Annotated in this window: 15 protein-coding genes; all 15 read right to left on the reverse strand. The window is 30.3% G+C overall.

What is annotated here, in order from left to right:
- Window positions 1-6: 6 nt before the first annotated feature.
- The 15 genes from pyk to secY all read right to left on the reverse strand — a co-directional run bounded on the left by pyk (window position 7) and on the right by secY (window position 11,936).
- Window positions 7-1,440, reverse strand: a complete 1,434-nt coding sequence (pyk, locus tag VBN07_RS02325; RefSeq protein ID WP_323176682.1) for a pyruvate kinase — start codon at window positions 1,438-1,440, stop codon at window positions 7-9.
- A gap of 169 nt (window positions 1,441-1,609) precedes the next feature.
- A complete protein-coding gene (locus tag VBN07_RS02330; protein ID WP_323177677.1) occupies window positions 1,610-3,223 on the reverse strand; it encodes an MAG1430 family protein in 1,614 nt (537 codons plus the stop codon).
- Window positions 3,210-3,803: a ribosome biogenesis GTP-binding protein YihA/YsxC gene (gene yihA / locus VBN07_RS02335; protein ID WP_323177678.1), complete on the reverse strand. Its 594-nt coding sequence runs from the start codon at window positions 3,801-3,803 to the stop codon at window positions 3,210-3,212. Before yihA ends, VBN07_RS02330 begins: the two co-directional genes overlap by 14 nt.
- A 4-nt stretch (window positions 3,804-3,807) precedes the next feature.
- A complete protein-coding gene (gene coaD, locus VBN07_RS02340) occupies window positions 3,808-4,269 on the reverse strand; it encodes a pantetheine-phosphate adenylyltransferase (protein WP_323177679.1) in 462 nt (153 codons plus the stop codon).
- Window positions 4,256-5,452 (reverse strand): acetate/propionate family kinase, encoded by a 1,197-nt coding sequence (locus VBN07_RS02345; protein WP_323177680.1) that lies wholly within the window; start codon window positions 5,450-5,452, stop codon window positions 4,256-4,258. Before VBN07_RS02345 ends, coaD begins: the two co-directional genes overlap by 14 nt.
- Before the next feature lie 2 nt (window positions 5,453-5,454).
- Window positions 5,455-6,399 carry a phosphate acyltransferase gene (locus tag VBN07_RS02350; protein WP_323177681.1) on the reverse strand — a complete coding sequence of 315 codons (945 nt, stop codon included), beginning with the start codon at window positions 6,397-6,399 and terminating at the stop codon, window positions 5,455-5,457.
- 153 nt (window positions 6,400-6,552) lie between these two features.
- Window positions 6,553-6,924 carry a 50S ribosomal protein L17 gene (gene rplQ / locus VBN07_RS02355; protein WP_323176688.1) on the reverse strand — a complete coding sequence of 124 codons (372 nt, stop codon included), beginning with the start codon at window positions 6,922-6,924 and terminating at the stop codon, window positions 6,553-6,555.
- Window positions 6,917-7,933, reverse strand: coding sequence for a DNA-directed RNA polymerase subunit alpha (locus tag VBN07_RS02360; RefSeq protein ID WP_323177682.1), 1,017 nt, complete (start codon window positions 7,931-7,933; stop codon window positions 6,917-6,919). Before VBN07_RS02360 ends, rplQ begins: the two co-directional genes overlap by 8 nt.
- Window positions 7,934-7,950: 17 nt before the next feature.
- Window positions 7,951-8,340 carry a 30S ribosomal protein S11 gene (gene rpsK, locus VBN07_RS02365; RefSeq protein WP_257089267.1) on the reverse strand — a complete coding sequence of 130 codons (390 nt, stop codon included), beginning with the start codon at window positions 8,338-8,340 and terminating at the stop codon, window positions 7,951-7,953.
- A gap of 2 nt (window positions 8,341-8,342) precedes the next feature.
- Window positions 8,343-8,711: a 30S ribosomal protein S13 gene (gene rpsM / locus VBN07_RS02370; protein ID WP_323177683.1), complete on the reverse strand. Its 369-nt coding sequence runs from the start codon at window positions 8,709-8,711 to the stop codon at window positions 8,343-8,345.
- 19 nt (window positions 8,712-8,730) lie between these two features.
- A complete protein-coding gene (rpmJ, locus tag VBN07_RS02375; protein WP_257089263.1) occupies window positions 8,731-8,844 on the reverse strand; it encodes a 50S ribosomal protein L36 in 114 nt (37 codons plus the stop codon).
- A 12-nt stretch (window positions 8,845-8,856) separates the two neighbouring features.
- On the reverse strand, window positions 8,857-9,072 hold the full coding sequence (infA, locus tag VBN07_RS02380; protein WP_257089261.1) for a translation initiation factor IF-1: 216 nt from the start codon (window positions 9,070-9,072) through the stop codon (window positions 8,857-8,859).
- The gene (map, locus tag VBN07_RS02385; RefSeq protein WP_323177684.1) at window positions 9,073-9,819 is read right to left on the reverse strand and encodes a type I methionyl aminopeptidase; all 747 of its coding nucleotides are present in this window, start codon (window positions 9,817-9,819) and stop codon (window positions 9,073-9,075) included.
- 54 nt (window positions 9,820-9,873) lie between these two features.
- Window positions 9,874-10,548: a nucleoside monophosphate kinase gene (locus tag VBN07_RS02390; RefSeq protein ID WP_323177685.1), complete on the reverse strand. Its 675-nt coding sequence runs from the start codon at window positions 10,546-10,548 to the stop codon at window positions 9,874-9,876.
- Window positions 10,542-11,936, reverse strand: coding sequence for a preprotein translocase subunit SecY (gene secY / locus VBN07_RS02395; RefSeq protein WP_323177686.1), 1,395 nt, complete (start codon window positions 11,934-11,936; stop codon window positions 10,542-10,544). Before secY ends, VBN07_RS02390 begins: the two co-directional genes overlap by 7 nt.
- Between the last annotated feature and the right edge of the window lie 149 nt (window positions 11,937-12,085).

Consider the following 12,085-nt stretch of genomic DNA (forward strand, 5'->3'; position numbering starts at 1 on the left):
TGCAAATTACTTAACAACGTGTTCTGTAATTTGATCGTTTTCAACAACTAAGAAAGCATCTCCTTGTTGAATTCCGTATGGTTCTAATGCTGAAACAGCATTTTCGTGATCTTGTTTTACAAGTGGGAATAATGATTCTGAATCAACTGAGTTTCATACTGATGAATATGAACCGAATGCATTGATTAATAATGGATCATTTACAATACCAATAACTGTTGAGTTAGGTCTGAATTTAGCAACTTCTTTTAATAAAGCTCCTGTTCTTGATAAAACAACAACATATTTGTATTTTCCTTCTTGTGCTTTTTGAGCTATTGAGTAAGCAATTTGTGAACGTTTGTTTGATTGATCTGAATTTTTTCAAACTTTTTCTAATTGAATTTCGTAGTAGTTTCTTGAGTAGAATTCTTTTTCTGCTCTTCTTGAAATAGCTGACATTGTTTTAACAGCTTCTAATGGGAATGAACCATTAGCACTTTCTCCTGAAAGCATTGTTGAGTCAGCTCCTAATTCAACTGCGTAGTAAACGTCTGTAACTTCAGCACGTGTTGGGTGTGGTGAGTTTTCCATTGAGTCCAACATTTGTGTTGCAACAATAACTGGTTTACCAGCTTCACGACATTTTCTAATGAACATTTTTTCATAGTATGGAACATCGTAGTAAGGAATTTCTAATCCTAAGTCTCCACGAGCAACCATAATACCGTCTGATGCTTCAATAATTTCATCAATGTTTACACATCCTAAGTGTGATTCGATTTTTGAGAAGATTTGAATGTGTTTTCCACCGTTGTCATCTAATAATTTTCTTAATTCTTTAACGTTTTTAGCCGAGTTAACGAATGAAGCAGCAACATAGTTAATTCCACTTTTAATTCCGAATTTAACGTCGTTGATGTCTTTTTCAGCTAAGAATGGTAATGAGAAGTCAACACCTGGTAAGTTAACACGTTTGTTTGTTTTTAATTTGTGTGTGTTTTCAGCTTTAACTTTTACGTAACCATTTCCAACTTCTGTAACTACTGTTGATAATTTACCATCATCAATTAAAACTTGGTTTCCAACAGATAAGTCTTGTGCCATATCATATGCAACTGTAATTTCTGTTGATGTACCTTCGTGTGAAAGATATTTATCTTGTGTTGTGTAGATGATCATTTCTGTACCTGATTGCACAACTTGAGCTCCATCTTTCATTTTTCCAATACGAATTTCAGGTCCTTTAGTATCTAACATAAGAGAAACTGGAACTTTTAATTCTTGAGAAACTCTTTTTCCTAATGTAAATTTATTTAATTGTTCTTCGTGTGAACCGTGGCTAAAGTTTGCTCTAATTGTTGTTACACCATTTTGAACTAATGATAATAACATATCATAGTTATCACTTGATGGACCAATTGTAGCAACTAATTTAGTTCTTTTATCAGTAATTTTCATATTGCTCCTAGTAATTAAATATATATTTAAAATATAAACATATTTTACAACATTTTTCAAGTTTTACCTTATGGTAGTTTGTAATTAGTTCTATATTTTTATTCCTATGCACAAGGAATAAAAAACACAATGCACTAATTGTTAGAACATTGTGTACACAAATAATTTATTAAGCTTGTTGATTTAAAAATGAAACATCTTGACTAAGTTCGATTATATTATCACTTGTTAATGCAAATACAGATTTAGCAGTTAAATCATCTTTTGTAGCTTTTAAAATGTTTTGATTGAATACTAAATGAACATTTAATGTGTTATCTGTCATTGTAATTGTTGATTGTGCTCAATCAATTGCAACTAAATCATTGACTTGTAAATCAAAGTTAGCTTTGATAAATTTAGGTTTAGTTTCTTCATTTAAAGTAGTTAGATAATCATTTAATGCTTGAATAGATGAGTAGTTAGCTTTTAATTTTTCTTCACTTAATGTAAGTGATTTAGTAATTAATGTTGAATATTTATTATCTGCAGAAACCGTCGCAAATCCTGTTAACTCATAAACATATTGTTCTGTAGCTTCATTTTCACTATTTAGTTTCTTAAATTGTAAATATAAAGTTCCTGTTTCATCATTTGCATATGATGTAAATTCGATGTTTGACATAGTGTAGAAGATATTTTCAGTTGTTGCATCATCATTATAAACAAATGTAAATGATTTACCTGTGTCAGTCTTAGCAGCTTGTTCTGAAGTCATTACATTTTGAGTTTTAAGTTCTGCTAATCATTTATCTTTGTTTCAATTTGTATCACCGATTTGAAGAATTGGAGAACTAGCAAATTCTGAGGCTAAATGAGTTGATTTATCTAATGAACCTGTTGAAACTAATGAATAATTTTCAATTGTCGGTCTAACAGCATCTAAGAATGATAAATCAACATTAGCATCAACTTTATTATTCTCTTCTAAATTAAACACTGATTGTGCACTTAAATTTTCTTTTGTAGCAGCTAATACATTTAAGTTGTATGAAATACTTAATTTCATTATTTTGTCCTCAAATGTAACTTGCAGACTGCTTCAATTAAAATCAGTCAATTTAGATGATTCTTTTGTTGAGAAATGATTTTTAATAAATTCAACTTTTTTATCTTGCTCTAAGGCTTCAAAGTGTGTTTTTAATGCGTCTGAAGATTTGAATTCTTTAAATAATTTTTCAGTATCAGCAGTTAATGTAGCAATCGTTAAATTAGCATATGGATTTTTAGTAGCCAATGTTGCGAAACCAGTTAATTCAAAAATATGAGTTTTAACTGTATTTGCATTTTTATCTTTAACTAACATTTTAAGCGATAATGTACCTGTTAAATCGTTTGCATATGAAACAAATTCAATTCTATAACCTTGATCTTTGGCTTCTTGAGCAATCGCATTAAATACCATTCCATTGCTTGCTGTTAATTCAAACGATTTAATATTATCAACTTGATTTTTATCACTTTCAGTTTGGATTTTAGCAACCGTAAGTTCTTTGATTCAAGCTGAATTATTTCATTTTGTTCCACTAATAGGAACTAATGGATTTGTTGCATATTCAGAAGCTAAATGTTTATCTTTAGTTAATGAACCAGTAACATTTAGATTAAAATCTGCATAATCTATATTAGTTTTTTTCTTTGATTGTTTAACCAATAATGCTGATGTAGCTGCTATTCCACCAAGAACAACAACTGAACCACCTAAAAGTAATAATGGTTTTAATGATTGTTTAGTCAATTTCATTTTCATCTCCTGAAAGAGTTTGTGTTAAATCATCACTAAGTTGCTCGATTCCGACTTTTTTTTCTGAAGAAACTAAGAAATATTCAAAGTTTCCAAGTTGATTACGTAAGCTTTTAATGTGATTTAATAGTTGGTTTTTGTCTTTTTGTTTAAGTTTGTCAGTTTTTGTGAAAACTAGCTTAAAGTTTATATTATTTGATATTAAAAAATTTAATTCAGGAACGTCTGTATTAGTAATTCCGTGTCTAGAATCAATTAATAAGTAAACACATCTAAGGTTTTTTCTTTCTATTAAATATTCATAAATCATCTTCATCATTTTATCTTTTTGAGTTTGCGAAATTTTTGCGTAACCATAACCTGGTAAGTCAACTAAAACTGCTCCAAATTCATTTTCAAAATAGTTAATTAATTGTGTACGACCTGGTGTCTTAGATGTTTTTGCTAATTTCTTATTTTCAACAATTGCATTTATTAATGAACTTTTTCCAACGTTTGAGCGACCTCAAAAAGCGACTTCATAATTTGGATGTTCGTATCAATTTGTCCTGTTTGTAGATGATTTAATAAATTTAAACATTGTCCTAAATTCCTTTTTTGTTTTGTTTTGCTTTTTCTATTTGTTCTTTATGTTGTTGTCTGATTTGAGTTGAAGAAATATTTGAGTTTTCATAATCAGGCATTATTATGATTGTTTCAAGACTATTATTTAAAGCGTTATTTGCTGTAGCTAATTTGAGTTCATAATTAAAGTCATTTTGATTTCTAGCACTACGTACAAGTCATTTTGCATTTAATTGATTAGCTAAATCAGCTGTTAACTCAAAGTAGTTTTTTAAGACAACTACTTTATCGTTTTCTTGATATTTATTTTTAATTGCTTCAAAATTTTCTTCAATTCTTTCAATATTATCTTTATCAGGATTGTAAGTTACAACAACATAAAGTTTGTCAAAAAGCTCGGTAGCTTTTTGCACTATTGATTCGTGACCTTTATGAAATGGATCGAATGATCCAGGAAATAAAGCTATTTTAGTTTTGTTCATAAATTTTAATTGCATTTCTTGCAATAACTAATTCTTCATTTGTTCTAATTACATAAACCGGAACTTCTGAATCAGGTGCAGAAATTAAAGCGAATTCACCGATTGGTCCATAGTTAACTTCTGAGTTTAATTTAATGTTTTTGAAGAATAATTTATCTGCAATCATTTGTCTAATGATAGGTGTGTTTTCTCCAATTCCAGCCGTGAAAACAAGCGCATCTGGTTTACCACCAATTTTGTTTGCATAAACCGCTACATAGTCAGCAATTTTTTGTGAGTAAAGTTCAAGTGCAAATTGTGCATCTACGTTTCCTTTGTTTGCTGCAGCACAAATATCTCTCATATCTGAAGAAATTGTAGAAACACCTAAAAGACCGCTTTGTTTATTTAAAATATCTGTGAATTGATTAATATCTAAACCTGATTGATTCATAACAAATTGATGAATTGAAGGGTCAATGTCACCACTTCTTGTTCCCATCATTATTCCAGCTAACGGTGTAAGTCCCATTGATGTGTCAAATGATTTTGAATCCTTAACAGCACATAATGAACCTCCGTTTCCTAAGTGCATATTAACAAATGTTACAGTTTCTTTGTCTAAGATTTGAGCAAGTTTTTCTGTAATGTATTGGTGTGAAATTCCATGAGCACCATATCTTTTGATTTCGTATTTTTCTACTAATTCTTTTGGTAATGCATATGAGCTATTTACTTTATTAATTGTTGTATGGAATGCTGTATCAAAGTCACCTGATAATTTAGCGTGTGGGAAAACTTTTCTAAATCCGTAAATTGATTGCACTGCTCCTGGGTTATGTAATGGCGCATAAATTGAAACTTTATCTACAATCTTAATTACTTCATCTGTGATTTTAGCTGTATTGTTAAAGTATGTACCACCTTGAACAATTCTGAATCCAATGTATTCAATTTCTTCTGGTTGGTGGATTAGGTTAATTTCTTCCATTAATTCATATAATTTGTTAACAGCAACTTCGTGATTTGGCATTGCTACTGTTTTTTCAAATTTTTGACCATTGAATTTAATTGAAATAGCTCCCTCAGGTAATGTAATTCTTTCAGCTATACCACTAGCCATTAATTCTAATGATTCTTTATCAAATAAACTTAATTTAATTGAGCTACTTCCTGCATTGATTACTAAAACTTTTTTATTCATTATTACTCCTTGTTTGTGTTTAAAATCGAAATAAGAATTGTTCCTATTATATCTTTTATTGTTGCTCCCCTTGATAAGTCCGCAACAGTTTGATTAAATCCTAAAACAAAAGGACCATACGCATTGAATTTACCTAACTGCTGAATAAATTTGTAAGATATATTAGCTGAATTTAAATCAGGAAATACAAATACATTAGCATCTTGGTAATTAAATAAATCTTTTTTCTCTCTTATTTTGTTATTTAACGCTGCATCAACTTGAACTTCACTTGCATACACATCTTCGTGTGGATATTTTTCTGAAAACAATTTTGCTGCATTTGACATTTTTAAAGCTTGTGCACTTGAGTTTGAACCATTTGTTGAAAACGACATAAATGCACCAGTTGGTTTATCAAGAACTTTTTTGCTAAAGTCCATAGCATTTTTAGTTATATCGACTAATTGTTCTTCAGTTGGCTCAATAATAAAAGAAGGATCAGAAACTATATAAGTTTGTGATTTTTTATTAAGCACCATTGCCGATGAAATTGTGCTTGTTGTTTTATCTAAAACCCTTAGAGCACTACGATAAAATGATTTTGAAGTTGTGTTATATCCCCCTACAACAACGTCATATTTTTTTGTTTTAGCAACGTACATACCAACGATGTTTCTAGTGTTTGAATCAAACTCAAGGTCAAGTTGATTTAAATCTAAATTAGGTTGTTCTTTTAATCTAGATTGTATGTAGTTTTGCTTAACTTTTTGAATTTGGTCAAATGAGACAAAAACATCGTGTTTATCATTTGAGTTTTTAAATGATAAGTAGTTGATTACGATGTTTTTATTGAGCATTAATTTGTTTATTCAGAATCTTTGAGAAGGTGAATAAGTATCTAGTAAAAGCACTGTGTATTGGTGCTTTTTGTGTTTAATTTTTCAAAATATTGAGTGTAAAAGCATAGTATCCTTTTTAGTTTGTTATATTATACCAATAGTTTAGTTTTATGTTAATTGTATATAACTAAGTTATTTAGTGTTAAATAAAAAAATATCAGTTTGAATGTAAACTGATATTTATATATAAAACTCATATTTATTATTAAAAAGTAAAGATTAAACTAATTCAATAATTGCCATACGTGTTGAATCACCTTGACGACGAGGTAATTTAATAATTCTTGTGTATCCACCGTTTCTTTGTGAGTATTTTGGTGCAATATCATCAAATAAGTATGATAATACAGCTTTACCATCTTTAGTTTTAATTGGACGTAAGAAACCTGCAACAGCACGTCTGTTTGCTAATGTAGGGTTTTTAGCTTTTTGAATCATTTTTTCAGCGTGTCTTCTTAATTCTTTTGCTCTTGTTAAAGTTGTAACAATTCTTCCGTTTACGTATAATTCACTAACAAGTGAACGCATCACACCGTTTCTTCATTTAGTGTCACGTGAATAGATTTGTGTTGGGTTTGCCATATTACTCATCTCCTTCTCTTAATTCAAAACCGTAATCTTTAACTTTATCAATGATTTCTTGAATTGATTTTCTACCTAAGTTCTTTGTTTGCTCTAATTGTGAAACTGTAAGTTCTCTAATTTGTGATAATTTAGTTTTCTTAATTTTTCTAAGTGCATTAGCTGAACGAACTGATAAGTTCATTTGTGAAATATCGATGTCATCTTCTTGTTTTTCTTCTGGTTTTTCAACGATTTCTTCAAAGATATCAACTTTCATTTTATCTGTGTCTCCGATTACTTCAAGAAGACCAATTAAAATGTCAGCTGCTTGTCTAAGAGCATCTTTTGCATCTACTGTTCCATCTGTTTCAATGTTAAACTCAAGTTCTTCTTCAATTCTGTTTGAAGCTGAGTTCATTTCTTTAATGTTGTAGTAAACTTTTTTGATTGGTGAGAAGTTTGAATCAACTGCGATGAATTCACCTTTTTTAATATCACTCATTGGAGCTAAATCATCTTTTTTACGTTTAGAAATGTACACTTTGTTTTCATCAAATGAAACAAATCCACGTCCTGAACGTAAGTAAATTTCAACATTAAGAGCCTTTGCATTCATAACTGTAGCTAACTTAATGTTTGTATCAATAACTTGAACACCTGGGTGTGAAACTACTTTAAGTGATCTTGAAGTAACTTCTCCAGGAGCTTCTGATTGTAATGTAACTTTTACAATTTCATTGTCTTTAACAATGTTAGGGTTGTAAGCAAAACGAACTTTACGTAAATTCATTAATAAAGTAATAACATCTTCTGTAACATCTTTGATTGTTTGGAATTCATGATCAACACCTTCGATTTTAACTGCAAATGGTGCTAATGATGAAATTGTTGATAATAATGTTCTTCTTAAAGGAACAGCTAATGTATTACCAAAACCTCTTTCAAGACCTCTTAATACAAAAGTTGTTTCAGCAACATCATCTCTTTTGTGGATTACAGGTTTATCTAAGTAAACCAATTTTTTCATTTTTTCCATTGTTTACCTCTTTTGAATTATTTTTTCATACGTTCACGTTTTAAGATACGTTTTGGTGGTCTTGTTCCGTTGTGTGGAACTGGTGTAACGTCTTTGATTTCTGTTACTGTAATACCACTAACTTCGATTTGTTTTCTAGCAGCGTCTTTTCCAGCTCCAAGACCTTTTAATTCAACTTTAACTGTTTTGATTCCGTGTTCTTTAGCAGCTTCAGCAGCAGCTTGCGCAGCTAAACCGGCAGCATATGGAGTTTTCTTTTTAGTACCTTTGTATCCAATTGCTCCTGCTGAACTTCAAGCAATAACATTCCCGTTTTCATCAGCAAAAGTAACAATTGTGTTTTGGTTTGTTGAGTGGATGTGTGCTACACCACTTGTAATGTTCTTTTTCTTAGTTTTACGAGCCATTATTATTTACCTTTCTTTCCTGCTACAGTTTTTCTTGGACCCTTACGTGTACGAGCATTCTTTTGAGTACTTTGTCCACGAACTGGTAATCCTTTACGGTGTCTCATTCCACGGTAGCATTTGATTTCCATTAAACGTTTGATGTTTAATGAAACTTCTCTACGTAAGTCACCTTCTGTTGTGTAAACTTTAGCTGCTTCACGAATTCTTGATAATTCTTCTTCTGATAAATCTTTTACACGAGCATCTTCGCTAATTTTTGCTACTTTACAAATTTCTTTTGCTAATGTTCTTCCAATTCCATAAATGTATGTTAATGAAATAACAACACGTTTATTGTTTGGGATTTCGACGTTTAAAATTCTAGCCATTTAAAATCCTTTCTAACAATTACCCTTGTCTTTGTTTGTGTTTTGGTTGAACACAAATAACACGGATAATTCCTCTACGTTTAATGATTTTACAGTCTTTACACATTTTTTTAACACTTGCTCTAACTTTCATTAGTTCTCCTTATTACTTGTGTCTGTAAGTAATACGTCCTTGTGTCGTATCATAAGGACTTACTTCGACATCAACTGAATCACCTGGTAAGATACGAATGTGGTTAATTCTCATCTTTCCAGAAATATGAGCTTTAATTGTGATGCCATTTTCAAGTTCTACAGAATAATCATCAATTGTAAAAACTTCTTTAACAACACCTTTTATTTTAATAGCATCTTTTGCCAATTAGATTCCTTTCGTTAACACGATTCCTTTTCCATTTTTGATGAGTACAGTGTGTTCATAATGAGCTGTTCTTGTATTATTGGCGCTAACTATTGTTCACCCATCTCTAAGTTGAATAAATTTATTAGTTTGGGCAATCATTGGCTCAATACAAATTACCATACCATCTTTAAGTAATGGGCCAGTTCCTTTTTTACCTTCATTGAAAATATTAGGATCTTCATGTAATCTTCTTCCGATTCCATGACCACAAAAGTCTCTTGGTGTAAATAAATCGTGCTTATAGATATATTCACCTATTGCATAAGATATATCACCTGTTCTAGCGCCTTTTTTAATCGCTTTTAATCCAGCTTCAAAAGCTCCTTTAGCTACATCAATAAGTTTCTGATCTAGAGGTGAAACTTTTCCGACTGGTTTAGTGAAGGCACTATCACTATAAAAACCTTCTCAGATGCATCCTAGGTCAACACTAACAATGTCACCTTCTTCTACGATGCGATCTGTAGGTATTCCATGGATCAATTGTTCATTAACTGATATACATGCTGTACTTGGAAAACCTTGATAACCTTTAAATGCAGGTTTGGCTCCACGTTTGATTATTTCTTTAAAAGCCAATTGATCAATATCTTTTAAAGAAACCCCTGGTCTTACAAAGTCTCAAACTATTTGCTTGACTTCTGCCAAGATTTGGCAAGATTTGGTAATCTTTTGAATTTCTTCTTCTGTTTTTACTCAAGACATAATTAGATCACCTTTCTCTGTAAAAAAAATAATCTAACATATATGTTAGATATTTTAAAGTTTATTTATTTTATCACTTTTTTGCAAAATTTCAAGTACCTGTTTTGCAACTTCTTCAGGTGTAGCTGAACCATCTACAACTCTTAATTCATCAAGTGATTTGTAGTAGTCAATCAATGGTTTTGTTTGTTCTTCATAGATTTTTAATCTGTGTTCAATACGTTCAGGTGTGTCGTCTGCACGTTGAATAATTTGATTAGAACAAACATCACAAACACCTTCTACTTTAGGCGGTTGGAATTCTACATGGTAGCCTGCACCACAATTTACACATGTTCTTCTACCACTTAAACGCTTAATGATTTCTTCATTATTTACTTGAAGCTCAATAACCACAAATTCAAAGTCTTTAAGTGAATTTAAGAACTCTGCTTGAGCTTTAGTTCTAGGAAAACCATCTAGGATAAAAAATTGGTTATTTTCTTTTAATTTTAAGATTGCATTTTCAACAATTTTATTTGTGATTTCATCAGGTACATATCCACCTGTTGTCACAATGTTTTGAACTTTAAGACCAAGTTCAGTTTTTTGCGCTATTTCGTTTCTAAAAATGTTACCTGTTGATAAATGAATTAAATTGCTTGTTTTTGACAACAAAGAAGCAACAGTACCTTTTCCTGCTCCTGGTTGTCCCATAAAAATCACATTTTTATTTATTTTATTTATCATAATAAACCTTCTACGTTTTCTGCTGAGTTGCTTTCAATATTTTTAATTGATTCTCTTTTTGCTTTTGATAAATTATTTGATTTAATTCTCGCTTGTAATTGCCCTACTGTTTCAAGTGCAACACTTACTAAAATCATAAGTCCTGTACCACCAAATGAAATTACACTAGGTAAAATACCGGCCATAATTTCAATAAATTGCATACTTCCTAATGCTAATAAATAGAACGATGAAAATACACTTAATCTAAATACAATCCCAATTAAGTAATCTTGTGTTTCTTCTCCTGGTCTTACACCTGGAATAAATGTTGAATTTTTAGCAAAATCTTCAGCTATCTTATCAACTTTTGATTGTTGAATTCCCATAACTAATGAGAATGTAAAAATAACAACTATAAGTAATGTAAATCCAATTGGTTGGGTAAATTGCATATTTTGGTTAATTCATTGTTTTGATGCATTATCATCTGGTAGTATGTTTGCAATCATTGTCGGGAATGATAAAACCATCATAGCAAAGATAATAGGCATAATTCCAGCTGGATTTAGTTTAATAGGTAAATAACCAATGTCTTTTTTAGTTTTAGATCTACCTGCTCCTATTTGTTGGATAGGTATATGTCTTTCTGCTACATAAACAATAGCTATAATCATTAAAACAAGTAAGTAAACAAGTATATATGTAAAGAAATTGACTATACCAACAAGTACCCCACTTGAACCAGATAAATCAACACCTATGTAATGTAAGAAAGCTTCTTTAAATTGGAATGGTAATCTAGCAGCAATACCTGTGAAAATAATTAAACTTGTTCCATTTCCAATTCCTTTATTTGTGATTTGTTCTGAAATAAATAAAGCAAATAATGAAGCAGAAGTTAAAACCATCGGAATCATAAAGAATGTTAAAAATTCTTTTGATACAATTCCGTATCCATCCAACTCAATGAATTGACTATTTCCGTTACCAAGTGTTTTAATTAAGAAAACGGCTTGCGGATAAGCAATAACAATTGTTAACAATCTAGTAATAATATTTATTTTTCTTCTACCTTGTGGCCCACTCTGACTTAATTTATAGATTGGAGGGAATATTTTTGATTGTAAAATCATCATTATAAGAGAAGCATTAATAAATGGACTAATACCTAAAGCAAATAGCGAGAACTGTCTAAGTCCTCCACCACCAATTAAGTTTAATGTATTTAAAAAAGAGTTACTACTAATTGCGTCTTCATTTTTAATCTTTACAAATGGTAATGTTATAGTCGTTCCTAAAATATAGATAGACAACATGAGTAAAGTAAAAATAGCCTTCTTCGTTAAATCCTTATTTGTGAAGAATGCTCTTAATCTATTTTTTGTTTTATAGATTAAATTACCCAATGTACTCGCCCCTTTTTTAAAATATATTGGTATTATATAACAAAATATTTTTTTTCATAGTTTGAGTTAATAAAAAAACACCATTAAAGGTGTCAAATATTCTTTGAAAACTGAATAGTTATTTTAATAATTCATTAAAATGTCTGAAT

The sequence above is a fragment of the Mycoplasma sp. 4404 genome (assembly GCF_034863325.1).
Taxonomy (GTDB): Bacteria; Bacillota_I; Bacilli_A; order Mycoplasmatales; family Metamycoplasmataceae; genus Mycoplasmopsis.